General features: G+C 33.8%; 22 protein-coding genes and 1 pseudogene. 7 read left to right on the top strand and 16 right to left on the bottom strand.

Going from position 1 to position 25122, the window contains the following annotated elements; all coding sequences use genetic code 11:
- Window positions 1–26: 26 nt before the first annotated feature.
- The 9 genes from BR52_RS11610 to pgaC form a co-directional block, all read right to left on the bottom strand.
- Complete coding sequence (locus BR52_RS11610; RefSeq protein ID WP_034572981.1) at window positions 27–233, bottom strand: hypothetical protein; 207 nt, start codon at window positions 231–233, stop codon at window positions 27–29.
- 80 nt (window positions 234–313) lie between these two features.
- Window positions 314–658, bottom strand: a complete 345-nt coding sequence (locus BR52_RS11615) for an EF2685/EF0750 family sortase-dependent surface protein (protein ID WP_034572984.1) — start codon at window positions 656–658, stop codon at window positions 314–316.
- Window positions 659–675: 17 nt separating this feature from the next.
- Window positions 676–3270 carry a SpaA isopeptide-forming pilin-related protein gene (locus BR52_RS11620; protein WP_034572987.1) on the bottom strand — a complete coding sequence of 865 codons (2595 nt, stop codon included), beginning with the start codon at window positions 3268–3270 and terminating at the stop codon, window positions 676–678.
- Window positions 3271–3383: 113 nt separating this feature from the next.
- Entirely contained in the window at window positions 3384–4493 is a 1110-nt protein-coding gene (locus tag BR52_RS11625; protein WP_034572989.1) for a WxLIP family cell surface protein, read from the bottom strand.
- A 74-nt stretch (window positions 4494–4567) separates the two neighbouring features.
- Window positions 4568–5185: a WxL domain-containing protein gene (locus BR52_RS11630; RefSeq protein ID WP_034572993.1), complete on the bottom strand. Its 618-nt coding sequence runs from the start codon at window positions 5183–5185 to the stop codon at window positions 4568–4570.
- Window positions 5186–5422: 237 nt separating this feature from the next.
- On the bottom strand, window positions 5423–6442 hold the full coding sequence (locus BR52_RS11635) for an acyltransferase family protein (protein ID WP_034572996.1): 1020 nt from the start codon (window positions 6440–6442) through the stop codon (window positions 5423–5425).
- Between the two features lie 548 nt (window positions 6443–6990).
- Window positions 6991–7950: a collagen binding domain-containing protein gene (locus tag BR52_RS11645; RefSeq protein ID WP_034573001.1), complete on the bottom strand. Its 960-nt coding sequence runs from the start codon at window positions 7948–7950 to the stop codon at window positions 6991–6993.
- Window positions 7951–7976: 26 nt separating this feature from the next.
- Window positions 7977–8429 (bottom strand): hypothetical protein, encoded by a 453-nt coding sequence (locus BR52_RS11650; RefSeq protein WP_034573004.1) that lies wholly within the window; start codon window positions 8427–8429, stop codon window positions 7977–7979.
- Window positions 8426–9643, bottom strand: a complete 1218-nt coding sequence (gene pgaC, locus BR52_RS11655) for a poly-beta-1,6-N-acetyl-D-glucosamine synthase (protein ID WP_034573007.1) — start codon at window positions 9641–9643, stop codon at window positions 8426–8428. The genes BR52_RS11650 and pgaC overlap by 4 nt, the downstream gene beginning before the upstream one ends.
- 343 nt (window positions 9644–9986) lie before the next feature.
- Here pgaC and BR52_RS11660 point away from each other — a divergent pair, with 343 nt between their 5' ends.
- The 3 genes from BR52_RS11660 (at window position 9987) to BR52_RS11670 (ending at window position 13253) form a co-directional block, all read left to right on the top strand.
- Window positions 9987–11384 carry a deoxyguanosinetriphosphate triphosphohydrolase gene (locus BR52_RS11660; RefSeq protein WP_034573919.1) on the top strand — a complete coding sequence of 466 codons (1398 nt, stop codon included), beginning with the start codon at window positions 9987–9989 and terminating at the stop codon, window positions 11382–11384.
- A 169-nt stretch (window positions 11385–11553) separates the two neighbouring features.
- Window positions 11554–11796, top strand: a complete 243-nt coding sequence (locus BR52_RS11665) for a hypothetical protein (protein ID WP_034573010.1) — start codon at window positions 11554–11556, stop codon at window positions 11794–11796.
- 191 nt (window positions 11797–11987) lie between these two features.
- Window positions 11988–13253 (top strand): pectate lyase-like adhesive domain-containing protein, encoded by a 1266-nt coding sequence (locus BR52_RS11670; protein ID WP_034573013.1) that lies wholly within the window; start codon window positions 11988–11990, stop codon window positions 13251–13253.
- An 85-nt stretch (window positions 13254–13338) separates the two neighbouring features.
- Here BR52_RS11670 and BR52_RS11675 read toward each other — a convergent pair whose 3' ends face one another.
- From BR52_RS11675 to BR52_RS11685, 3 genes are all read right to left on the bottom strand, one after another.
- Window positions 13339–13716 carry a VOC family protein gene (locus BR52_RS11675; protein ID WP_034573016.1) on the bottom strand — a complete coding sequence of 126 codons (378 nt, stop codon included), beginning with the start codon at window positions 13714–13716 and terminating at the stop codon, window positions 13339–13341.
- A 14-nt stretch (window positions 13717–13730) separates the two neighbouring features.
- Complete coding sequence (locus BR52_RS11680; RefSeq protein WP_034573018.1) at window positions 13731–14789, bottom strand: GGDEF domain-containing protein; 1059 nt, start codon at window positions 14787–14789, stop codon at window positions 13731–13733.
- Between the two features lie 93 nt (window positions 14790–14882).
- Complete coding sequence (locus tag BR52_RS11685; RefSeq protein WP_034573921.1) at window positions 14883–15335, bottom strand: YaiI/YqxD family protein; 453 nt, start codon at window positions 15333–15335, stop codon at window positions 14883–14885.
- 569 nt (window positions 15336–15904) lie between these two features.
- On the opposite strand from BR52_RS11685, the gene BR52_RS11690 reads away from it, so the two are divergent.
- A complete protein-coding gene (locus tag BR52_RS11690) occupies window positions 15905–16567 on the top strand; it encodes a 3D domain-containing protein (protein WP_034573020.1) in 663 nt (220 codons plus the stop codon).
- A 54-nt stretch (window positions 16568–16621) separates the two neighbouring features.
- Here BR52_RS11690 and BR52_RS11695 read toward each other — a convergent pair whose 3' ends face one another.
- Window positions 16622–17767, bottom strand: a complete 1146-nt coding sequence (locus BR52_RS11695; protein ID WP_034573023.1) for a GGDEF domain-containing protein — start codon at window positions 17765–17767, stop codon at window positions 16622–16624.
- A 217-nt stretch (window positions 17768–17984) separates the two neighbouring features.
- On the opposite strand from BR52_RS11695, the gene BR52_RS11700 reads away from it, so the two are divergent.
- The 3 genes from BR52_RS11700 (at window position 17985) to BR52_RS11710 (ending at window position 21778) form a co-directional block, all read left to right on the top strand.
- Window positions 17985–19295, top strand: a complete 1311-nt coding sequence (locus BR52_RS11700; RefSeq protein WP_034573025.1) for a hemolysin family protein — start codon at window positions 17985–17987, stop codon at window positions 19293–19295.
- A gap of 313 nt (window positions 19296–19608) precedes the next feature.
- Complete coding sequence (locus BR52_RS11705; RefSeq protein ID WP_034573029.1) at window positions 19609–20529, top strand: peptidase U32 family protein; 921 nt, start codon at window positions 19609–19611, stop codon at window positions 20527–20529.
- Between the two features lie 16 nt (window positions 20530–20545).
- Window positions 20546–21778 carry a peptidase U32 family protein gene (locus tag BR52_RS11710; protein ID WP_115588689.1) on the top strand — a complete coding sequence of 411 codons (1233 nt, stop codon included), beginning with the start codon at window positions 20546–20548 and terminating at the stop codon, window positions 21776–21778.
- Between the two features lie 71 nt (window positions 21779–21849).
- Here BR52_RS11710 and BR52_RS11715 read toward each other — a convergent pair whose 3' ends face one another.
- The 3 genes and pseudogenes from BR52_RS11715 to BR52_RS11725 all read right to left on the bottom strand — a co-directional run.
- Window positions 21850–22344 (bottom strand): YusW family protein, encoded by a 495-nt coding sequence (locus tag BR52_RS11715; protein ID WP_034573034.1) that lies wholly within the window; start codon window positions 22342–22344, stop codon window positions 21850–21852.
- Window positions 22345–22450: 106 nt separating this feature from the next.
- Window positions 22451–23269 (bottom strand): endonuclease/exonuclease/phosphatase family protein, encoded by an 819-nt coding sequence (locus tag BR52_RS11720; protein ID WP_244266943.1) that lies wholly within the window; start codon window positions 23267–23269, stop codon window positions 22451–22453.
- Window positions 23270–23286: 17 nt separating this feature from the next.
- Window positions 23287–24924 (bottom strand): annotated as a pseudogene (locus BR52_RS11725) (PTS transporter subunit IIBC); the annotation flags it as partial.
- Window positions 24925–25122 lie beyond the last annotated feature (198 nt).

Raw genomic sequence — 25122 nt, forward strand, 5'->3', positions numbered from 1 at the left:
CAAAATTCCCTTTTTTTATAGAAGAATTATAGCTTCAAAGCTAGACCTTCTGCATCTTCTTCAATGACTATAATTTTTTTTACGTTATTAAAGCAGTTCGAAATACTAGTTTTTACTTTTTCTTGGGACCATTCTGTTGGAAAAACCAACGTTTTGCTGATTTCTAAGTTAGTATGAGTTTGAAATACAACATAATAAATGGTGACATCATTCCAATATTGTTCAATAGTCATCAGCTACCTCCTAGTGTTCTTTTTAATGTAGCCCAACAAACAACTAGTATGGACTACTTCATTAAGGGTTAGGGTAGTACCTATTGAAGATTGCTACATTTAGTTTTCTTTTTTGTTTTATATAAAACAAGTAGACCAACGATAGCACTTAGTGCACCAATCTTAAAATAAAGAGCTAATTTTTCCTCACCTGTTTGAGGAAGTTTGTTAAGATTCGATTCTTTAATTGAGGGTGCTGGTTTCTCAATAGGATCTTGAGGTTTTTCTTTGATTGGCGGTACTACGGAAGATGAATCTGAATAGTAAAACTCAACGGTTCCAGTCGTTTCATAAATGTTATCATCTGCCAAAGCTTGTGTTGGAATACTAAGACATATCAAAATTGAAAGTAGCGACGCAATGAAGATTGGTTTCTTATTTTTCATTTAGATCTCCTTTCTTACTAAGGTGTATCAGATAGTGTCCATACAATTGAACTGGAATACTTTACAACTTTTTTTGCGGCAGTTTTAGGGACACTTAATTCAAACTTAGATAGTTCTAACGTCGAAATTCCCGTTCCTTCATTTGCTTTTGCACCAAAAATAGTTTTTTCTTCATTTGGAATTAAAGTTGCAGTGGTTCCTTGAATTCCATTAGATGGAATCACATTTGCATTACTATTTACAGTACCTGCTGTTATGAGTAAGTGTGCGCCTGTTAATTCGGTGGCACCATTTTTGAATTGTTCCAATTGTTTGGCTTTTAATTTCCAGCCACTTGTTGTTGTACGGTTATCGTCAACTTTTAAAGTGCTAGTAATGGTTTTACTGGTTTGATTTCCATCTACTGTAGCAAGCCATTTTTCATCCGAACTATTTTGAATTGAATGTGTTCCGAAGTTTAAGTCACTTGGGAATTGACTATCAATCATGGTTACTCGTTGTTTTTCATTAAAAACAACGAGTGGTGTTTGCTCAGTAGAACTCACTGTAAAGTGCTGTTTCGTTTCATCTAAAACGTACCCAGTAGGTGGGATTGTTTCTTGGAAATAGTAATCGCCATAATCTAGAGCAATGTTAATTATACCGCTAGCATCTGTAATTAAATCTGTTTTAATAGGTACAGATTCACCTTCCTTATAAAGATCAAAATGTGCATCGGGAAGAACGATACTTGGATTTTCTTTGTCTTTTTTGATTAAGGAAATCTCTTTAGCAGCTTTTTTATTGGAAAATTTTCCAGAATTCATAAAATTAAAAAATTGTTCAGTACCAGGTCTGCTAACGTGTTGATTTGTAAGAGATAGAGGCAGATATAAAGGATTCAATTCATAACCAGGAGGCGGTTCTGTTTCGGAAAATAAATAATTCCTAGGATCTAAATTACTAACAATAATTTCCCCGTTTTCATCGGTAACCAGGTTTTCTATCATCACTTCGTTAGTCATAGGGTCAATTATCTCGAATTTGGCTCCAGGCAATACAATAGATGGATCATCGGCATCAACTTTTGTTAGCTTAATGCTACCTTTGAGAGGTGTATTAGAAAAAATAACTTCGGTATCTCCAGTTATTGTAACATCTTTAAAAGATTCGTCTAGGTCATAAACTACATAACCACTTCTTGTACCGACCTGCGTTTGTACAATATTGTATTTACTTCCAGGTTTTGCAGCTATTTTAAAGGCTCCAGCAACAGCATTGTGGAGACCTAAATTTTTACCATCCTCGAATACGGAAAACTTTCCGCCATCAAGGTTGATCGAAGGATCTGTAGAGTCAACTAAACGTACCGTAAGAACTGAATTTCCATCACCATCACCGCCACCACCAGATTTTGGTGTGGAGACAGTTAAATCTCGGATTTGGCTACCTGAAGAATAGGAAAGAATACGGTTGAAGTACCTCCCTGCAGTGCCGCCATCATTAGCTTTCATAGCAACGTTAATAATACCTGAAGGTCTATTTGTTCCCTCTCCGATATCTCCAAATTCAACTTCGAAACCTCCGCCGACACGTCCATAAATTGAAGAATTTGGAACAGGTTCAATTTGAGTATATTCTCCAGTGTCTTTATTGTATTCTCCCCAACTTGCCCAAATACGATCAGGCATATACTCTTGATCAACGGGTAAATCCACTATTGTTGTGCGGTTACTTTTGACACCTGAATAATTTACTCGAATACTCCAAATAACGATTTCAGGATTAGAAGTATCTACTTGACCAAATTTATATAAACGTTCGTTAGGATCAACGGAAGAAGCTTTTTTTACATCAAGATTAATTGACTCTTGAGCTTTTGTATCAAAATTTAATTGAATCCTTTGATCTTGATTTTGTACCTGGCTAAAATCTAACTGGGCTGTAAAATTAATGGTACCAGATCGGTTTGTTAAGGATACAAATGCTTCGTTAATTGTGAATTCTAATGTTTTTTCTCCAGTTGGAGAGACTATTATTTTCCACGAACCAACAACTATACCTTTGTTATTTGTAACATTTAGTGGACCTGTTCTGAGCGGATTTAGCTCACGAGGTAGAGTTGATTTTATGACATCACCAGCTACTAAATTAGCTGAATTAGGAACAGACCAACTAAATGAAATGTTAAATTGATCATAATAATCAATTTTATCTCCATTTTTTACAGGACTAGTTGTATCTCCAACAATACGTTCCATAGTAACTGAATCATAATACTGATTTATAGCATAATTTTCCAATTTAGCTGATGGATTTAATAAATTAGAAGTTCCAACATTGGGTGAAGGAATAATGGTGTCTAATTTATTTTCTAAGGTTGGTTTATCTGGTATAGAATGTGTTTCTTCTAGTAGCTGTTCAGACACAATTGGGTTTTCTTTTTGTTCGATTACTTCCTCTGTGTTTCTAGTCAGTGCATCTAATTCTGTAAGTGGATTTTGCACAAGAGGATCTTGTACAGTCACAGGTTCTGTAGGACTTGGTGACTCCGCTTGAACAATGGTGCTCATGGGAGCAACTGTCGAAAGTAAAGTCATATATAGTAAGACATTTAAAAATATTTTTTTCAAAGTAAAAGCTCCTTTCTGAAAGTGTAGTATCGTATAATACTGTATTTTGGGGGTAACTACTTGAAATTAACAAAGCAGTAGTTACTTAATTGATTTCATTATATTAGAAACGATTACTCAATATCAGATGGTTTTTTTTTCTTTCTTTTTTTTCTTTGTTGAGCGATTCTTCTGCGTTGTGCTGCTTTTTTTCTTTTCTTTTTATTTTTTAGATAGATAAAAAGAATGAGTAGAATTACAAGCATCAGAGCACTTAATAAAACGAAAAGCGCAATGACAAGTTTACTGTCAAAAATACTACTACGATCGATTGTTACATCTTTTTCGTTGTATTTTTTTTCTTCCTCTTTAGAAACAGTAAATTCTTTTTCAAATTTTTCTTTTTGATCATTGTGGCTGTAGGTTCCTTTAACGGTATACGTTCCAGCTTCATAAGAAGCACCATTTAATGGGACTTGAAAATTAAAGGAACTATTAGGTGCCATCGATAAACCGTTAGTGCTGACTTCATATAAAGTTTCAGAAGTTCCTTTTTTAGAAACTCTTGCATCAATTGAAAAGTTGCTTAAAAAAGCTGGCTGATTATTTTCGAATAGAACTTGAGTTACATTCCGATAATTTTCTTGTCCAGCACTAGCTTTAATTACCTTTAAATTACCTGATAGCTCAGTGCTACTAGGGTCAGATCTCAGTAAGATCGCAATTTCTCTAGCAAAGTAATTTTTAACATTGCCTTTATTTTTGGTTTTATCTTCTTTAAATAAATATAAACCTCCTGCCAATACGCCATCAAATTTTTCATTTGGTGTGTTGATATGGATAGGAAGGCTGTAGCTTTCATTCGGTTCAATTTCAATTGTAGTTTGATCGAGTGTTACGATGTCTTCAATATTGTATTTTAGGTTTGGAGCCTTCTCTTTGCTCTTAGTTGAGTAAGTAACAACGCCAACAAGGTTAGTATGTGCACGATTAATAGAAGGGCTGATTGTCATTTTCTCATTAGATGTATTTTTAATAATGACAGTTAAGTCTTGTTTAGAACCTGGTTCAACCATTAAATCATAATACGTAACATTTTTATTAAACTGATTTTCTGGTAATGCAGCCTCTGTTGTGAAATTTGCTAATTTATTTGGGTCGCTAGTTTCATCCGCTTGTACATTCAAGATAGGGAAAAGCGATCCTAGAAAACAAGCAAAAAAAATAAGTAACCTTTTTTTCATTTTTATAGGGCATCCTTTCAAAAGTGAATATAGATAGCCAAAATAAATGACTATTTATATTTCTTGATTTTTAATTAGTTTACAGGTGTATCTGATAAAGTCCAAGTGATAGAAGTTTTGTAAACACCCATTCTTTTTTCAGAAGTAGCAGGTACAGCTAATCTAAATTCATTTAATGCTAAGTGTGAATCTCCAGCGCCAGTGTTAACTTTAGCTCCAAAGAAGTCCACATCAGCATTGATAGGTAATTCTTTATCAACATTAATGGCACCAACAGTTGGCAAAACGCCACCTACGTTAGTAGCATCGCCAGTTTTAATTGTTAGAGCAGCAGCTTCTAATTCTACAGAATTAATGCTAAATTGTGCATTTTGCTTAGCTTTAATAGTCCAACCAGCTGAAGAACCGCGTTTGTCTGAAACATTTAATGAACCAGTAGTAACAGTTGTTCCATCTGTTGTAGCAGACCATTCTTCATCTGCTTCATTTTGGATTGCATGTTTACCAAAATCTAAATTTGATGGTAATCCACCACCAAAAGTACTTTCACCATCTTCGATGGTAATTTTACCTTCAGTAAATTCAACTTGACCAGTAGTTCCTTTTGTTTCTAAATCTGCAGCTGATGCGAAAGGAGCACCTACTAATCCTAAAACTCCTAATGATAAACTTGCAATTACTAATTTTTTCATTTTTATTTCCCCCTAATATTTTTTTGTATTCTATCTCATAAGTATGATAATAGCACTACAATAATAAGATTATCATATGGGAGGCGACATTATTTATCTTTAAGAAAGACAAATAACTTAAATGTGAATAAAAAAAAACAATTTCTATTTAAATTATTTTTGAGATTATAATCTCAAAAAGGAAATGTGAAAGAAAAGAATAAAAAAACTCAATGCATTCAGCATTGAGTTCAGGTTTTAATTTAATTTGGTCAGTAAGATCTCAAATATCCTTTTACTAAGTTTATGAAGGGGGAATGAAAGGAGTAAGCAAACAATAAAAATAAGCGTACTTAATCCTAATAAAATAAGATTCATTAATGGTTGTTGAATAATTTGATGAATAGGAATCCATTCTTCCCATAAAAGGGTGCGAATCAAAGGATGTTCGTGAATTAAGTAAATACCAAAGATAAAAGGGATTATTTTATTTCCCCAAGTTTTCTTAAAATGAGTTTCTTTAAAGAAAAGGAAAAGCAATACGGAAGAAAGTAAAACAAAAGGGGAATGGTAGTCAGTCATCCAATCTTTGTAGTCAATTAAAAAGAAATACACTGTTAATCCTACTGCAATATTAAAATAATGGAATAGATACCAACCAGACTTCCATTTGAAAGGCAATTGATACAATTGGAAATATGCGCCTAAAGTATAAAGTAAGAGGAAAGTTGAGATACTATAGCCTTCATTCATCCCTAAAATCGGTAAGTGAGAAAATGTAGCCCAGAATGAAAAAATTGCAATGCTTCCTATTAGTACCTGTTGAAATTGCTTTTGAGTTAGTTGGTTTAAAAATAAATTTAAAAAAGGAGAAAGAAGATACAACACAAGGTATAAGGTTGCAAACCAGTAATTTCCCCAAAAAAGAACGAATATCCAATGAAAGAAATCTTGGATTGAAAAGGTAAGTGGCGTAAAGAGAACAATCATCAAATAAATAAAAGCTGAATAAAAGCTCACTTCAAATGCAAAGTACGCTATTTTTTTACGTTTAAATCCTTTTTTTATTAAAAAATAGCCACTGATTAAAACATAACAATTTGAAGCGACAATGGCTAAATTTCGAAATAAATACAATGTAAATAACTGAATTCCTGAGGGCAAACCATAATGGAAAATGCCGAAAGTTTGTGAGTGTAACAAGACAATCATAAACATCGAAAGAATACGTAATAAATCGAGGTTACGATTGCGATGTTGTTTAATAGAAGATATCATCAATAAGCTCCAATCATAGGGTAGTCAATTTATGGCGGAAATTAATTTTGTACTAATATATCCAATTACCATTCCTAAAAAACGTGCAAAGAGTATCAAGTAAAGAGAGTGAAGGGTTGAAAATTCAAATTGAAGAGCCCATCCTAGAAACATAATAAAAATTAAAAAAAGCATTTTTATAAAAATAGAAATAGAGTTTCCTCGATAAAAAAAACCGCCAAGTGGAATAAAAAAAAGTGTTTCAATTAGCCACTCACTTAGGTGAAGGGATCTATGGAGAAGCTCATCAGCTCTAAAAAAACTGTTATATAGTAGAAAAGAAAAATAAATTACTATTAAAACAGGGAATAATTCTTTTCGAATTGGATTTAATTTTTTATTGGTTAAGAGAATGATGCTAGTAAAAACCATCCCAAAAAACAATGAAAAGAAGACATTGTTTTTTGGGAATTCAGTATAAAATTCGTTGAAGACGGTTTTTGTTAATACATAGGAAGCAAAAATATAAAAATCGTAGAGTAAAAAACTTTTGATAATTTTAGATGTACTCATGAAGCGTCGTTTAAAATGCTAGCACCGGTCGGATAAAAAGCAGTTAATTCTCCAGTTTCAGCAAGTTGATTAGAATAATTTGAAAGTGTAGCAGATAAGGTTGCTTGGTTAGTGCTGTTGCTTGCTTTAAAAGCAATTAGATAAGGTTTTGTTACGTCTTTAATAGATAGTATAAGTTTACCATCAACAACCGATTGTTTGATTTCTTTGGATGTTTTAACTAAATCATTGTTTTTAATTTCAAATAATTGGAAACTATCAGTATCAATTTCATTTTTGTTGCCGATCATAATCTTAATCGAAGCGTCGGGCATTACTTTTTCAGCATAATTGATCCGAAGATTCCAATCGACTAATTTTTCTTGTTTATTGTACATGCCCCAACCGTTTATCAACTCGTTTTTAAGAGGAGTATCTTCTTTTTTGATTTTAATTGTTAATTTTTTTTCGTTTTCTCCCATAGGAAATTCAATTGTTTTTTCGTTGACTTTATTCCAAGACTCAGGAGATAGCTTAACGGTAAAGTAGAAAATTCCTTTCATTTTATTCTTAGTTTCCATCAAGTTATCAGGATCTGTGAATTTGATTTTTAATTGATTTGTTTCACTAAATAAATAAATTTCACCAATTTTTTCTCCCTTATTTGTAAGCAAACTGAAATTTAAATCGTTGACAATATACATTTCTTTAGGAATAGTGTAAACTAACTCATCTCCTTTTTTCTGGTCAGTTAGGCTCCAAGTATATTGTAATTTCACCATGTCTGATAAACGATACTCTTTACTTATTTCGTTGTTTTTAAAGCTGATATCGTCAATGAATTTTGAAAATTGGTAGTTTTGGTAATTTTTTTCAACCGTATCGCGGTCGATTGCATTTACGTAATTTCGAATAATAGCAAATGAAAGGATAAAGCATAGGCTTAACATTAGTAAAACAAAAATCTTTTTTTTCATAAAATAAAACTCCCCTATAGTAGTTATCAAGCTACTTGTTTTTTTTCAGTTAATACGTGCATTTTCTCATTAGGCAGCTCGTCCTTTTGAGGAATAGTGTAGCGTTTTTGTTGTTTCATGGTACTAAAATAAGTATGTGATTTCGCAAAGAATGCCCCCATATCTGCGTTACTAGTTGTAGGTACCATCGGTCTTTTTTTAGGACTTAGGAATGTCCGTTTTATAAAATTCATTAATGGAAAGTAGCATCCAAGAAAGAAAATAAATTTTATAAGAGTAAAAATAAGTTGTAAAATTGTAACAGAAAAGAGTAAATCCTCAAGCTTAATTGCGGGTACTTGTGTAAGATAACTGTTTTTTCCAATAAAATAGTAATTAAAAACAGCAAAAGGAACTTTACAAATCTTCAAAATCACCCAATAAAGAGCAACAGAGCTACCGACTTGCATAATAAAACTCAAGCTTCTTCGACTCTTCATCCATTTCCACCTCCTCGGTCAGGACTTTCCCAAACTGCTTGTCCACCTTTCAAGTACGTTCGAATCCCGTACGGAATGGCGATTAACAACGTAATCGGATTAATAACCCAATACAATAAAATGTACCAAATAGCAAAAAAAGAGGTTCCTAACAGTTTAAAATCATACTTCAAATTAATAAAAATCGACAATAGGTATTGAAAAATAGAGAATACAGTAATAATCACAGTTAAAATCAATGTAATCATTTGAATATCTCGAAAAATAATCCCTTTTGCCAAAATAACAGGTAATAAGCTATACCATAAAATCGACCAAATAATGCTGGAAAGTTGCTCTAAATACAACACAATCAAACCAAAATTAAACTGACGCTCTAAAAAGATATCCGCATTTTTCAATAGCACTTCAATTCCACCTTGAGACCAACGAAGTCGTTGTTTAAACAGGCTGCTTAGTTTTTCTGGAACAAGCATCCAACAAACGGCATCTGGTTCAAATAGAATCCGCCAATGTTTACGCTGCAATCGCCAAGTAATGGAAATATCTTCAGTAATGCATTCTTGATCCCACCAACCAACATCAAGCAATGCTCCTTTACGAAACATGACACAGACACCCGAAACGGTATTTAACGTACCAAAAATTGATTGTGCTCGCTTAATAAGACCAATAATTGAAAGAAATTCTACGGTTTGGATTTTTCCAATAAATGTTTTTCGATTTTTGACAATAGGATTTCCCGTCACAGCACCAACATCCTGATTCGATTTCCCTAAAAAATTTTGAACCATTGCGTGAAGTGCATGTTTATCAACTGTTGCATCAGCATCTAAACAAAGTAAAAATTCAGCTTTGCTAAAAATAGCTCCTTGAATCAAGGCATGTGCTTTTCCTAAATTGGTTTCAACATTACAAACACGAATATTTTGATACTGATTCGTTAAATTGATTAAATGTTTCAATGTATTGTCAGAAGAGCCATCGTTGATCGTGATAATCTCGTAGTTTGGATAGTCAATGGTAGTTAATAATTGATTGATCGTCTTATCAATATGTGCCTCCTCATTGTAGCAAGGGATTAAAATAGATATAAATGGCTTAGAAGTAGTCTTCTTTTTAAAACTAACTTCACTTTTGATAAAAAAAACAATCGAAAAAACAATCCAAATTAAACTCATAAAAATAGGGTAAAAGAACAGTAGATAAATCATAAAATCACCTTTCGAAAATGTTGCTAGAATAAACTTTGGATAAGACTAATGACTACGTGGAGCCTTTATAAGGAATGAAATAAGTATAGGGAGCCCTTTTAATATGCTTGTGAAACCTCTAAAAAATTAGTATAACACGTTTTATAAATAATGTCGTTATTTAAATTTTACTGTTATTTAGAAAATTCAAATTGAATACAATAGAATCATTTTTAAAAATATCTGATTTTTTAAATAATATGATTTATATTCGCTTGTGTATTGCCCATCCAAAAGCTTTATTTTTTTTTACAAAAATTATGATATAATTCAAGAGAGCGAAAAAGGAGTGAACCAAGTGAAAATGAATTGGGATCAACTATTAGATGACGAGCGTCGTAGAAAAACGAACGTCAATTACGCAAAGTCAAAAGATGTGCGAAGCGCATTTGAAAATGATTATCAACGAATTGTAATGAGTGCTTCATTTAGACGATTGCAAGATAAAACACAAGTATTCCCTTTAGAAAAAAGTGATTTCATACGGACTCGATTAACACATTCAATAGAAGTTTCAACGATTGCGAAGTCAATGGGAAGTATGGTAGCTTATCACTTATTAGAAACAGGGTTAGATCCAGAACTCACAAAAGAACATGCTGAAAAGATACCGGAAGTACTATCTTGTGCAGGTTTATTGCATGATATGGGCAATCCGCCATTTGGTCATTTTGGTGAAGAATCAATTCGAGAATGGTTCCAGTTAAATATGGATCAATTAGCTTATGGAGATCATTTTATTTCAGATATTTTAGAGCCACAAATGCAACAAGATTTTTTCAACTTTGAAGGGAATGCACAAGTGCTACGAGTAGTTTCTAAGTTGCACTATCAATTCGATGATTATGGTATGAATTTAACCTATGCAACCTTGAACAGTATTATGAAGTACCCAGTTTCTTCGTTAGAGATTTCTAAAAAAGAGATAAGAAGTAAAAAAATGGGGTATTTTTATGCAGATCAAGAATTGTTTGAAGATGTGACGAATTCAACAGGTGCTAGAAGTAAAAGACACCCATTAACTTATTTGCTAGAAGTAGCAGATGATATTGCATATTTAAATGCAGATTTAGAAGACGGCATGAAAAAAGGAATCGTAACAGTTGCTCAAATGTTAGAAGAGTTCGAAGCGGTAGAAGAGCCTAACAGAGTGACCGCTACTGTTCACCAAGAACTTATTAAGCGAAGCGAACGTTATAAGGATCATGACGACAGTTTTACTGGTCAGCAGTGGATTGCATCAAGTCTAAGAGGTCAACTGATTAATCGTTCATTGGAAGTTTTTTATGAGCATTATTTTGAAATTATGGAAGGTACCTTTAATGAGTCATTAATAGATGCTTCGGAAGCAAAACAACTTGTTCAAATTTTACAGCAGTTATCAAGAAAGTATCTTTACCAAGATAAAGGAGTACTGGAAACAGAGTTAGCAGGAAGTGAAATCATTAGCTCGCTATTAGATATGTTTGTACCAGCAGCGATTTATTATGATAGCAAAAATAGTCATTTGGAAACAATGAAAAGCAAACGATTAATGGCGTTGATTTCAGATAACTATATTGGTTGTTACTTCAAAAATGCGGAAGGGCAAGATGATACGACTAAACTGTATTTGCGCCTGCTACTGATTACCGACTTTATTTGTGGGATGACGGATAGTTATGCAAAAGACTTGTATCAAAAATTACATGGATTAAATTAACTTATGAGCTTCAATCAACAGCATGTTGGTTGAAGTTTTTTTATTTTTCCTAAGTATTGGGAATTAACAGAAAAAGGAAAGCGTCCTTCTTCTATTGAAACAATAAAATTAGAATGCTTTAATAAAAGGAAGAAACTAATAAACGAATTAGGGATGGGAATGAGAACAAATGAAGAAATGGCTGACTGTATTTGCAATCGTCGCTTTTTTTACAGTATCAAATACTGTATTTTCCGAGAATCTCCCAATTGAATACGAAATTGAAGAAAAGAGTGAAAACCAAAAAATAATTGCACATTATACCTATGAGTCTTATCAAACTGAAACAAAAAAATTCTATCGGCAGTTACTAGTTATTGTATTTATACTAGTCGTGTTAAGTGGTCTTATTATTTATTTGACTATAGAATAAAAGAAAAGGTTGGTAGAGGTTAACCAATAAGAGTCTTATAAAGTCATTTTATCGAAGAACTGTAAATCGATGAAAATGAGCTTTATTTTTTTTGTTAAAAACCAACAAATATTTAAAATTCAAATTCAGAAATACGTGTTATATTATGGTTTCAAAGTACTTTAATATACAAAGAAAAGGGGAGAATAGTAGTGAAAAAGATTCATTTGAGAAAAGGATTTACAAAAGTAGCATTGATTGCAATGCTAGCAACAACTGCAGGGGCAGTGTTAGCGCAACAAGCAGCACAAGCAGAGGGCGTAGCAACTGAAGAGGTTGTTAAAGTTGAAGGTGCAACAGTTGTAACCAATTTTGCTGAACTAAAAGCAGCTTTAAAAAATGCTTCAGTTACAGCAATTGAAGTTGCAGATAATATTGAATTTACAGGAGCAATTACAGGTGTTCCAATGCGTGATATTCAGATGTATTCAAATCCAGGAGTGACCATCAATTTAAACAAGTATTACATCTCAGCAGCAATTTCTTCAAAAAATTCAGCAACATTTACGTTAACAGGAGCAGATGTTAGTGTAACAAAACGCTCATTAGGAACATTCTTTAAAGGATGTCTTGGCTGGGATTTCGTGTCAAAAGATAATGTTTTTAATGGAGAAACATTTGTTCAATTAGACAAAGGAACTTTGACATTCGAAGGCGAAAATTCATTTGATACAGAAGATGAAATTGGTTGGGTAAAAAATGTAGTTTTTGCTGAAAACTCTAAAGTAACAGGTGTGGCATCAAACAGTGTACATGACCGTGCTGCCTTCAAATTTAAAGTAGCAGATGGACAAGCAATTGTAAAAAATGGTGCAGTTGTTGATTTAGAAGTAAAAAACAAACTTCACCCTGTATTTGGCGGTTACATCAATAAAATTATGGTTGAAGACAATGCTTCAGTTAAAATTGTAGCAGAAGGTCCTGTAGCAACAATGACAAAATCTCTTAAAGGCGAAGTAGCAGAAATTAATGCAGGTTCAAAAGCAGTTGTCGATTTCCAATCAACAAGTGCTACAAAACAAACGTTAACTTTACCAAAAGGTGGATCACAAGTGAACCTTTCTAGAGGTGCAACATTCAATGTTGTGGGTGCAGCTAAAACTGGCGTCATTTCAAGTGCAACGGATACAGCGTTCAACATTGATCGTTCTAAATCAGTTGTGATTGAAAATACTAATCTTGCAGCACCACTATTTACAAAAACATCATTGAAAACAACTGTAGCAATTGATAAACCAAGTAGAGTACGTGTTTACGACCGTCAAGGTGCCGTACAAACAACATGGAATATCAAAGGTTCATCATTTAGTGTTAATAAAGGTGCAACGGCTTCTGTAGATTCAAGCAATGCTGATTTTGTTGCAAACTTAAAAATGCAAGATTACAGTAAATTTGAATTATTATCAGCAACAAACTAGTCCAAACAGTTATATGAGGCTGATAAGCTAAAGAAAAAGCTATTAAACAAAGAAATTTTACATTTCTTATGTTTAATAGCTTTTTTTACGTCTCTTGAATTGCAAAATAATTGCCTTCGTTATCAGAAAAGTTAAACGCACGGCGCCCAGGCATTGAAACCAACTCACCTACAGTAACACCCTTTTCTTTAAACTGTTGATAGGTCTCATCAAGATTAAACGAATCAAATAGTAGAGAAGGAGTCGCTAAGTTTAGTTCAGGTTGCATTTTTGCAATCATTTCCTTATTGTGTAGCACTAAGCTTGTGGTTGCTTCTTTTGTAGGCGCAATTTCAATCCAATAAAAGCCATTATCTGCTTTTTCCTCTGCTAAGATAATAAACCCAATTTTGTTTACCCAAAATTCAGCAACTGCTTTTTGATCTTCAACGTAAAGCATTATTTGACCAATATTCGTAATCATAGCGATTCCTCCAATTAAATTTTATGTTGTGCTTTGTCATGATACAAGTCTTTATCTGCAGAAATATACAACAAACCGCTGTTACTTTCCACATCAGATACACCGATTCCAACTGAAGTAGATAAAGGAATTAATTCATACCCCTCTTCAACATAAGGGTTCTCTTGTATCAATGATTTGATTAAGAAACGAAAATCTTCAATTGAAGCGTGAAGATCACGTTTGGGAAGTAAAATCGCAAACTCATCGCCACCTAGACGATAAATACGACTATTAATTTGTGGATGTTCATTTAAAATTGCTGAAAAATGAATTAAAACTTCATCCCCAGTCGCATGGCCATAGAGATCATTGATTTTTTTAAAGTTATTAATATCTAAAAGAAATAAAATAGTCGATTCTTGTTCACTTAAATCTTTTTTTAATTGATTATCAAAAGAAAAGCGATTTGGAATTTTAGTTAAATAGTCAATAGTAGAAGCTTTTTCCAATTTTTGATAGGATACTTTTCGATCTTCCATATCTTTTAAAAATTGATTGTTCAGAATAATTCCAATGGTATTGTAGCTGACCGAAGCAAGAATAAGCAGCCAATTAGCCCAAGAATTACCTGAGTAGGAAAGAAAGTTTAAAATAACAGGTATTTGAATAGTAGCAAAAATTAAGAAGAGTCGTTTAGCTGGAGAATACTCTTTAAATAAATGACTAATAAAAATTTGGCTAATGCCAATTAAGAGATACAAAATAAAAAAACGAAAACCTTTATCAGAAAAATCATAAAAATAACGACCAGATCCAATAATGACACTGGCTACAAAAGGAGAAATTCCTCCTACCCAAAAACTACATATTACAATTGGAACTAGGCGCAAGTCAATCATAAATTCATTATTAAAGAAGATTGAAAAAACTAGTAATAAAATTCCGGTAATACCACTATAGATACCAAATTGGATTTTCTTAAAAAATTTTAGTTCAGAATTAACACCTTTTTTAGTTAACTTTGAAAAAAGATAAGAAGCAGTTATTAAGATTGAAAAGTCTGAGATGATAACTTTAAAAATAGTAAACATTTAATTGACTCCTCATAAGATAAGTAAACTAATCATACAATAAAATTGCTTTGTTTTAAAGTGGGGAGCCAATCGCTCTATTCAATAACGTTACTAGTTATTTGATTGTCTTGATAAAATAACCAAGAAGTTTTCTCTGAAATTCGAAGCATCTTCTTTCGTAAAAGGTTTAGGTCCTTTGGTTCGCTTGCCACTTTTTCGAACCATTGCACTTAAATAACGAGATTGTAATAACTGATCGATGTTGTCCATGGTATATTGAAATCCGGTATGGTGTAGAACGATACATCCTTTAGCTAAGGCTAATGAAGCTAAGCCGTAGTCTTGCGTGATGAGTACATCGTCTTTTTTTACAAGTTGCATAATCCGATAATCAGCAGCTTCAGCCCCGTTGTCTACATAAATTGTATTGACATTAGGTGGTTGTTGAACGGTTGAAAAATGAGAAATACTAGTGACAATAGTAATTTGAAAATGTTGTTCAGTTCCTTCGTCAATAATAATAGATTTGACTGGACAAGCGTCGCCGTCGATAAAAATAGTCAAAGTGAATCGATCCTTTCGTTTCATTTCCTTCTATTATAACTGAAAAAAAATAGAGGAGCTATTTATTCGATAGTATAAATAGAAACCTACCAAATATGCTAGAAATATTATCATAAACGTTAGAAAAATAGTAGAAATCGCTTTTTTATACGAAATTTTTGTAATATAAATGTAATATTAGGTAGTGTTTTTATAGGTAAAAGGAGAATTTCATTTTTCTCAAAAAATAATCCTCTTTTTTTCATTAAAATATTACATAAAAAAAAGAAGGTATTAAAAAAACGGTTGAAATTTTATGGAAAAATAAAAATAAGAAAAGTACTTTAATGAAAGGCTTTAGACTAGTTAATATGCAAATAAAATGAATATATAAATTATCAGAAAATTCAGTTTAATAACGATTATGTTTGGATTTCCCTCTTTTAATCAACTGTCGTCATAGAGTTGTAACGGATTGTTAACCTTAAGCCCCAAGGAATACGTTAATCTTATTGGAGTCGAGCAACGCAAATGTTTCTCGAAAAAATAACAACACTAGAAACTAGATAATAGATGGAGGAATTTATTCAATGAATTTCAAGAAAACAGTAGTAACGACGGTAGCAGCATTAAGCTTGGCAGTAACAGGTTTATATGTAACAGCAAATCAAGCAGACGCAGCAGCACTTCCTAATGGCAACTGGCAAATCGAAAAGAATGATACTTTATCTCATGTTAGCGAAAAAACAGGAGTATCTGTTCAAACTTTAATCACTAATAACAACAACATTAACCCATTAACTTTACAAATTGGTTCTGAATTAATCATAAACGGTGGGAGTCTTACTTCAACACCTGCAGTTGCAACTACTCCTGTGGTAGAAGAAACTACTACTGAAGCAACAACTGTCGCACAAGCGCCGGTAGCAACAGGTGTTGCTGCAGGAACATTTAATGCAAGTTATTATACTGCATTTGATGGTTCACAATCAGGCGTTACGGCGAATGGTACGGATGTACGTGGCGGACAAACAACAACTGCTGATGGTTACCGTATTATCGCAGCTGATCCAAGCGTATTACCATTAAACACAATTGTATCAATTACAACAAGCAATGGCGAAAGCTTTATGGCTAAAGTGTGTGATACAGGTGGTGCTATCAAAGGAAATAAAATCGATATTTTAGTTGGATCACCTTCTGAAGCGTTAAGCTTAGGACGTTCAGTAGCAACGATTTCAATCGTAAAATAATTCACTTGAAAAAGCCTACTCGAATCATTTATGATTCGAGTAGGCTTTTTTTGATTAAAACCATACTAATCTATCTTTTCCCGCCCGTTTCGCTTCGTAAAGAGCTTTGTCCGCACGAACATATAGAATATCACTGCCCTCATAGGAATCAGTGTCAGATAAATAATTAAATTCCGTCATGCCAATGGAAACCGTAATAGGAAGAGGAAGCTCATTTTCAATAAAAGGATGAGTAATTAATTGCTGACGAAATTCTGCTAAGATTTGAGTGGTTTCTTTTTTTGAAAGACTCGTTAAAATCGCAAATTCTTCGCCCCCAACGCGATAAATGTAAACATCTTTTCTTTGGGTAACTTCATTCATCTGTTTTGCTAAATACTTTAATACTAGGTCTCCTGTTTGATGGCCATACGTGTCATTAATCATTTTAAAGTTATCAATATCAAGAATGCCAAGGGCAAAGGCTTGTTTTGATTTTTTACTTAAAATATACGTATCACTTAAGTCAGCACTAAAAATACGACGATTGTACAGACCGGTTAAATGATCCGTCGAAGCTCGTGCTTTATAATGATTCATGGTATTAGTAACGGAAACAGCCATATTAATAATGACGTAAGTAATAAGGAAAATGCTGCTAAAAATTAGGAAATAGAAAAATAGATTTAGGAGTTTTTGTGGTTGCAAGAGAGGGGCATAGACAAAAGAAAAAATAAAAATTCGTAAAATAATGAAAAAACTTAAAAAAACAATAAGTGATTTTTTCCAGGAATATTGCTGTTTTTTAGCTAAAATACAAACAGCGAGTAATAAAAACGTTAATAAAATGTTATTTAGATAAAAAGACAAACCGCCGGTACCACTTAAAAGGTATTGTAAGGTTTTTCCAAAGACCACCACACATGTTGTGATTTCTCCAAGCTGAATACTCCCATACATGACAGAGAAAAAAATAAATACATAACGCATATCAACTTTAAAACTATTAAAAATCACAATCTCATTATTTGACAGAATTAAACTGGATAGACCAATAAAAAAACCAAATAAAAAAATAACCCAGAAAGGCGTATTGGTGAGGTCAATTTGATTGAAGATGCGACTATTTCCAGAAAATTTTAATGCTACGAAATAACAAGTTAAAACGGTGCTGACAATTAGTGCCAAATTAATAATAATTTGATTGCCGATGAGCAACATAACAGTTCCACCTCTAAATGATTGATTTAATTAAACGATACCTAAGGATTTGAGTATACCATAGATAGAACTTTAAAACGTAATTGAAAATGTAAAAATAAAATAAAAAAGAAAAAACTGCTAAAATAAGAATGGAATTAAATTTTATTTACAGGAATTTATATAGTACAATAGAGCTACAGATAATTTTATGGAGGTGTGGGGTTTTATACCCAATATGATATTAACAATTCGATTTTTAGGTATTGTGTTGCTGATTGCAGCAACTGCAATTTTTGTGGCAGCAGAATTCGCTTTAGTAAAAATGAGAGCCAGTCGTTTGGATCAAATGGTAACGGAAGGTGTTAAAAATGCACCGTTAGCAAAAAAAGTACACAGTCATTTAGATGCGTACCTGTCTGCCTGTCAATTAGGAATTACATTGACTTCTTTGGCATTAGGTTGGATTGGGGAGTCGACGGTTGAAGCAGCGATTCATCCAATTTTCGTTTATTTAAATATTCCAGGCGCTGTTACGAAAGTCGTAGCTTTTGCTATTTCATTTTCAATTATTACATTTTTACATGTAGTGGTAGGAGAATTAGTTCCAAAGTCATTTGCCATTTCAAAGACCGAGCAAGTTGTCTTGTTCGTTGTTCGTCCGTTGCATTTTTTCTATAAATTGATGTATCCATTTATTTGGGGATTAAATCATTCAGCGGGAGCTGTATCAAGAATGTTAGGATTTGAATTTACTGGTGAAGGCGATGAATCTCACAGTGAGGAAGAATTACGCTTAATCGCATCAGAAAGCTACAAGCATGGCGATATTAATCAATCTGAACTGAACTATTTAAACCGTGTTTTTGATTTTGACAATCGTTTAGCTAATGAAGTCATGATTACTAGACAAGAAATGGTTGTAATGAATTGTGAAATGACGATTGAAGAAGCAGCGGAATTTTCATTAAATGAGCAATATACACGTTATCCTGTCATTAAGGATTCAAAGGATGATATTGTAGGAGTCTTAAATACAAGGGACTTATTTCATGCGTATGTTAAAAAAAATGTCAAGCCTACAGATACAATTGAAAGTCTGATTCAGCCGATTATTCAAGTGATGGAAACTGTTCCAATCAGTGATTTGCTTGAAAAAATGAAAAAAGAACATCGTCACTTAGCGATTTTACTTGATGAATACGGCGGAACAGAAGGTCTTGTAACTGCTGAAGATATTCTCGAAGAATTAGTGGGCGAAATTCGAGATGAATTCGATATTGATGAAATTCCAGACATTCAAAAAATAACGGCTTCTCATTATGTGGTTGCTGGAAAAGTTTTACTTGAAACGATTGAAAAAATCACGAAAGTAAAAATAGATGATGAAAGTTCAGTTAACACTATTGGTGGTTGGATTTTAAGTCAGAAATATGACGTTGAGATAGGTGATGAATTTACTTATCAAGGTTTGCATTTCAAAGTAGTTGAATTGGAAAACCATACCGTTAAAACCATTGAGTTAAAATTTGACGAACATGAACAATAAGCAGCAGTTTAAAATAAGTAGGATTCCTTCACTAGGAGTTCTACTTATTTTAATAGTCTTTTTTACAAAAAAAATGTCACAGAACAGACAAGAAAATAGGTTTTTTTGATTAGAAGAGTTGGCAGAAAATGAATCCTGTGGTAGGCTTTTAGAGGATAAGAAAACTTTGTGAATTTTTAATAATGACTAGATAGAGCTTTTGCTCAATAAATAGCGAGCGCATCAGTTTTTGACTAGTCTATTTAAATTCGTGAAATAGACAATTTAATAAGGCTTCTTAGGAAGAACGATTTAAATTGAAGGAGGAAGAAGAATGATTGAACTGATTGCAACAGTGGAATCAATCCAGCAAGCTCGTGAACTAATAGTAGCGGGAATCAACACGTTATATGTAGGAGAGGATTTTTATGGATTACGTTTGCCGACCTCATTTAAAAAAGAAGAATTAAGCGAAATAGTCCGATTAGCTCACAAGGATAATGTGAAAGTTTGTGTAGCAGTGAACGCGATTATGCATAATGACCGCATTGATTTTGTGCCGGATTATTTAAGCTTTCTAGCGGATATTGGGGTAGACCGTATTGCAGTAGGCGATCCTGGGATTATTCATATTTTAAAAACAAAAGACATTAAGTTGCCATATGTGTACGATGCCCAAATCTTAGTAACGAGTGCCAAACAAATTAATTTTTGGGTACAGCGGGGCGCAGTTGGCGCAGTTTTGGCAAGAGAAGTTACCTATGAAGAATTGAAAATAATTGCTCCACAAGTAACGGTACCGACTGAGATGCTTGTTTATGGCGCTACTTGTATTCATCAATCTAAGCGACCATTAGTAGAAAACTACTTTAATTTTATAAAAAAAGACGAAGATACGTCAAAAGAGCGTGGCTTGTTTATTTCAGAACCTAAAAAAAAAGATACCCACTATTCTATTTATGAAGATATAAATGGAACCCATATTTTTGCTACAAATGATATTAATTTACTGCCTGAATTGGATAAACTAGTTGATATCGGGATGACCCAATGGAAGCTTGACGGTATTTTTACTAAAGGTGAAGCTTTTGTTGAAATTGCGAAAATTTTTGTGAAGGCAAAAGAGGCTTTTGAAAAAGGGCAATGGACACCTACATTAATGGAAGAATTAAATCAGCAAATTCTTACACACCATCCAGCAGACCGAGAATTAGATGAAGGATTTTTTGTAAAAGATCCTAATGAAGTGAAATAATAAGGAGCTAATGAAAATGAGAATAATTGAAAAGAAACCTGAAGTTCTTGCCCCCGCAGGTACACTTGAAAAGTTAAAAACAGCGATTTATTATGGAGCAGATGCCGTTTATATTGGTGGAGATGCTTATGGTTTGAGAAGTCGAGCAGGTAATTTTACCTTTGATGAGATGCGTGAAGGGGTTGAATTTGCCAAAAAATACAAGGCAAAAGTATATGTTGCAGCGAATATGGTGACACATGAAGGCGATGAGAAAGGTGCTGGAGAGTTTTTTAGAACGTTACGAGACATTGGCATTAGTGCAGTGATTGTTTCAGATCCAGCGTTGATTGAAATTTGTGCGACAGAAGCGCCGGGCCTGCCGATTCATTTATCTACTCAAGCTTCTGCAACGAACTACCAAACGTTAGAATTTTGGCGTGAAGAAGGTCTAGAACGTGTAGTTTTAGCTCGTGAAGTTGGTATGGAGGAAGTAAAAGAAATTCGTTCAAAAACAAAGGTTGAGATTGAAGCGTTTATTCATGGTGCGATGTGTATTTCGTATTCTGGACGATGTGTGTTATCGAATCACATGTCACAACGAGATGCCAATCGTGGAGGGTGTTCGCAATCATGTCGCTGGAAATATGATTTATTTGATATGCCGATTTCAGGTGAGCGTGAATCGTTGGTAGGTGGACAACCTTTAGAAGAATTTTCAATGAGTGCAGTGGATATGTCAATGATTCATCATATTCCTGAATTAGTAGAAAACGGCGTAGATAGTTTGAAAATTGAAGGACGGATGAAATCAATTCACTATGTTTCGACAGTATCTAATGTTTACCGTCAGGCGATTGATACGTATTGCGCGGATCCGGATAACTATGTCTTCAAGCAAGAGTGGGAAGATGAATTATGGAAAGTCGCGCAAAGAGAATTATCGACTGGTTTTTATTACGGTGTTCCAACCGAAGATGAGCAACTATTTGGCAAACGTCGTAAAATTCCAGCTTATGGGTTTATTGGACAAGTCTTAGCCTATGATCCTGAAACTAAAATTGCGACCATTCAACAACGGAATAACTTTGGGGTTGGGGACGACGTTGAATTCTACGGTCCTGGTTTTACTCATAGTCATCAAAAAATCGAGGTTTTATGGAATGAAGACGATGAAGCGATTGATCGCGCACCAAATGCGATGATGATTGTGAAAACGAAAGTGACAACGCCTGTTAAAAGATATGATATGATTCGCAAACAACGCTAAACAAAATGTTATTTGAGCGTTGATTTAATAAAAAAGCATTCATTTTTAAATGAATGCTTTTTTTTCATGGATTAATCGTCATTTTCAAATTCAAGCTGAGTGCCATCTTGTAAAGTAAGTTCAATTTGATAGTTGGTGTAGTCAGGTAATTGATAGGCAATTTGAAGAGTTTTAAGAAGCGAGTCTGCTGTTGCGGCAGAAAAGTCAGTTGATTGGAAAAGATCTTCGATTTTATTTTGAGCTCTTATCCCTTTAGATTTTTCATGATTTTGCTGTATTTTAGCTTTCACTTCATTGTTTTGAACTTGATAACTCAGTTTTAACTTTTGGTGATGGGATCGGTAGTCGATTTTCATTTTTTGAACGGCTAGAAGTGTCGTTTTTTGTGTGGTGTCCTCAAGTTTTTCTGAATAGTTACTACTATCGTTTGATTCTATAGAATCTTCATTGGTGGTGGCCGAAGTTATTTCAATAGGTTGTGCTCGCTCTTCTTTAAAGACAGAAAGTTCTTGTTGGCCATAGATTATTAAAACGAGAATCCAAGCGGGCCATAATTTATTTCTCATAGTGCAAACTCCTTTAAAAATAGGTTGTTCTTTAATTAAACCATAGACTATTGTAAAAGAAAAGACCGTCTTTCCCATTTAATTAGAAAGACGGACTTTTTTTGTTTTAAAAATTAAATTGAACTTCAACGCCGAAGTGATCAGATACTACAGGTTGATTGATTCCGTTAAAAATAACCACGGAAGAGCTAATTTCGATAGGTTGATTTGTAAATATATAATCAATTCGTAAGGCATCAGTGGCACTTTTCCAACCATCAATTGCCGCTGGAACCGTTATTCCGCTATCTTTTTCCTTAGCCTGTTGAAAAGTGTCAAGCCAATTTTCATGTAAAATTAAGTCATAGCCTTCATTTTTGACTGTAGCAGGACTGTTAAAATCTCCCATTAAGAAAGTTCGTGTGTTAGGCTCTGGCATGGCTGTTAACAAAGTAGCCCATTGTTCTTTGAAAGGATTCTTATTGTCATTCCACCAGCCAAAGTGAACGCTATAAAACCAAGCGGTTTGATTGTTTAAAGTTGTTTTGATGCCAATAACTTTTCTAGTTTGATAGTTTGTATAATCCGTTTCATTAGAAATAGTAAAAGAAGTCGTTGCTTCAATTGGTGTTAAGCTTAGTAAGGCGACGCCTTCATCAAATCGATCATACCCAATATGATTGGCTACCCAAGTCCAATCATATTGGAGCCCTTTTTTAGCCAATTGTTCTTGTAGTACGGCAGCAAAATTGTCCTGACGGAGTATTTTTTGGTTATCAACCTGATGAAAATGATTCTTTTTTTCAAGAGGAAGAGCGTTAATTGATTGGTTTACTTCTTGCAAGGCAATAACGTCATATTTTTTCTGAATTAACGTTTCAACAAGTAGCTCTAATTTTTCAAGAGCATGTTCTTCTAGCCAGCTGTGTGTATTAAGTGTCAACATTTTCATCATTACTTACCTAGCACGTCATTGATATCTGATTTTAAAACATCTGCTTTTGGTCCGTAAACAGCTTGAATTCCAGTATCTTTTTTAATTAAACCCAATGCCCCTAACATCGTCCATTCTGCTTCTGTCCCAACTAAAGTTGGATCTTTGACAGTGACACGAAGCCGCGTCATACAAGCATCTACATCGACAATATTTTCTACCCCACCCAAAGCACTGATAATTCCTTGAACTTGTTGGTCCTCAGAGATATTTGGTTGAGATTCGCCATCCGTAGATCCGTTGCTATCGTCAATGTAATTTCCATTACGTCCAGGAGTTGCCATTTTGAAACGTCCAATTAAATAGTAAGCAACAAAATATGAAATGGCAAAGAATACTAAACAACTAATCACATAATTGATAACATCCCCCGTTAACCCTGCTTTTACTGAAAGTGGCAAGCGAGTGATGAATTCTAGATTACCAAAAGAATGCACACGTAAGTGAATTAAGTCGGCTAAAGCGAATGAAGCACCTTGTATAACAGCGTAAACAGCGTATAAAGCAGGTGCTGCAAACATAAACATAAATTCTAAAGGTTCGGTAACGCCAGTTAAAAAGACAGCGATTGCTGCAGATAAGAAAATAGTTTTATATTTTGCACGTTTGTCTAAATCAACACGACGGTACATTGCAAAGGCAATACCCATCAAGGTTCCAGAAGAACCAATCATTTGTCCGACTTTAAAACGAGCAGGAGTAACAGTTGTTAACAACTGTTGATAAGCAGAAGTATCGCCAGCATTTTTAAAATTCACTAAATCACTTGCCCATGCAAGCCATAGAGGGTCTTGACCAAAAACTTCTTTCCCTGCATTTACGCCTGACATAATAGTATATGTTCCCCCAAGTGCGGTGTAATTGATTGGAATTGTTAACATATGGTGCAGTCCGAATGGAAGCAATAAGCGTTCAAGAGTTCCATAGATAAAGGGTGCTAACACGGGAGCGGTTTCACTGCTGGTTGCAATCCATAACCCAAACTGGTTGATTCCTGTTTGGATAACTGGCCAAACGATGGCTAAAATAATAGCGATGATTACTGACCACATGATTACGACAAAAGGAACGAAGCGCTTTCCATTAAAGAACGCTAAAGCATCTGGTAATTTGCGATAGTTGTAATACTTATTGTAAACAATCGCTCCAACAAATCCCGAAATGATTCCGATAAAGACCCCCATATTTAAAGCGGGAGAGCCTAGTACAGAAGTAAAGTATCCGTTTACTAAAATCTTAGTGCCAAAAAGAGTGTGTGTAGTTGCATCTGGTTCAAGCAACATATCGCTTGTTACACCAAAAATGGAACCGGTTGTAATATTAATTAGAATAAATGCTAATAGTGCTGCAAAGGCACCACCTGCTTTTTCTTTTGCCCACGAACCTCCGATAGCTGCGGCAAAAAGGATATGCAAGTTTGTAATGACTGCCCATCCTAAATTTTCTACAACGCTTCCAATTGTGAGTACGAGATGAATATCCCCTCCTGCCAATGCGATAATCTTACCAATACTAATCATTAATCCAGCGGCTGGCATTACCGCAATAACAACCATTAAAGCTTTACCAAATTTTTGCCAAAATTCAAACGAGAACATCTTTTTCATTTTATTGTTCGCTCCTTCTTTGTAGATGGGAATTTTTTATATAAGTAAAATTTATGAATATTTTGTGCAACCGGTTGCTTTGATTATAAACTGAACTGTTAGCAAATTGCAAGAGATAAATTTGTTGTCTGATGAATAAATAAAATAAAAGGAATTGACAAACGCAACCGGTTGCGTTTATGATAAGGGTGTTGTAAG

The organism is Carnobacterium divergens DSM 20623 (assembly GCF_000744255.1).
GTDB classification, from domain to species: domain Bacteria; phylum Bacillota; class Bacilli; order Lactobacillales; family Carnobacteriaceae; genus Carnobacterium; species Carnobacterium divergens.

Bases quoted from the DNA above. Each gene is read 5' to 3' on its own strand.
- BR52_RS11615 (WP_034572984.1), bottom strand. From the start codon at position 658: ATGAAAAATAAGAAACCAATCTTCATTGCGTCGCTACTTTCAATTTTG.
- BR52_RS11690 (WP_034573020.1), top strand. From the start codon at position 15,905: ATGAATTTCAAGAAAACAGTAGTAACGACGGTAGCAGCATTAAGCTTG.
- pgaC (WP_034573007.1), bottom strand. From the start codon at position 9,643: ATGATTTATCTACTGTTCTTTTACCCTATTTTTATGAGTTTAATTTGG.
- BR52_RS11645 (WP_034573001.1), bottom strand. From the start codon at position 7,950: ATGAAAAAAAAGATTTTTGTTTTACTAATGTTAAGCCTATGCTTTATC.
- BR52_RS11705 (WP_034573029.1), top strand. From the start codon at position 19,609: ATGATTGAACTGATTGCAACAGTGGAATCAATCCAGCAAGCTCGTGAA.
- BR52_RS11630 (WP_034572993.1), bottom strand. From the start codon at position 5,185: ATGAAAAAATTAGTAATTGCAAGTTTATCATTAGGAGTTTTAGGATTA.
- BR52_RS11625 (WP_034572989.1), bottom strand. From the start codon at position 4,493: ATGAAAAAAAGGTTACTTATTTTTTTTGCTTGTTTTCTAGGATCGCTT.
- BR52_RS11660 (WP_034573919.1), top strand. From the start codon at position 9,987: ATGAATTGGGATCAACTATTAGATGACGAGCGTCGTAGAAAAACGAAC.
- BR52_RS11700 (WP_034573025.1), top strand. From the start codon at position 17,985: ATGATATTAACAATTCGATTTTTAGGTATTGTGTTGCTGATTGCAGCA.
- BR52_RS11675 (WP_034573016.1), bottom strand. From the start codon at position 13,716: ATGATTACGAATATTGGTCAAATAATGCTTTACGTTGAAGATCAAAAA.
- BR52_RS11715 (WP_034573034.1), bottom strand. From the start codon at position 22,344: ATGAGAAATAAATTATGGCCCGCTTGGATTCTCGTTTTAATAATCTAT.
- BR52_RS11635 (WP_034572996.1), bottom strand. From the start codon at position 6,442: ATGATATCTTCTATTAAACAACATCGCAATCGTAACCTCGATTTATTA.
- BR52_RS11720 (WP_244266943.1), bottom strand. From the start codon at position 23,269: ATGTTGACACTTAATACACACAGCTGGCTAGAAGAACATGCTCTTGAA.
- BR52_RS11610 (WP_034572981.1), bottom strand. From the start codon at position 233: ATGACTATTGAACAATATTGGAATGATGTCACCATTTATTATGTTGTA.
- BR52_RS11680 (WP_034573018.1), bottom strand. From the start codon at position 14,789: ATGTTTACTATTTTTAAAGTTATCATCTCAGACTTTTCAATCTTAATA.
- BR52_RS11695 (WP_034573023.1), bottom strand. From the start codon at position 17,767: ATGTTGCTCATCGGCAATCAAATTATTATTAATTTGGCACTAATTGTC.
- BR52_RS11650 (WP_034573004.1), bottom strand. From the start codon at position 8,429: ATGAAGAGTCGAAGAAGCTTGAGTTTTATTATGCAAGTCGGTAGCTCT.
- BR52_RS11710 (WP_115588689.1), top strand. From the start codon at position 20,546: ATGAGAATAATTGAAAAGAAACCTGAAGTTCTTGCCCCCGCAGGTACA.
- BR52_RS11665 (WP_034573010.1), top strand. From the start codon at position 11,554: ATGAAGAAATGGCTGACTGTATTTGCAATCGTCGCTTTTTTTACAGTA.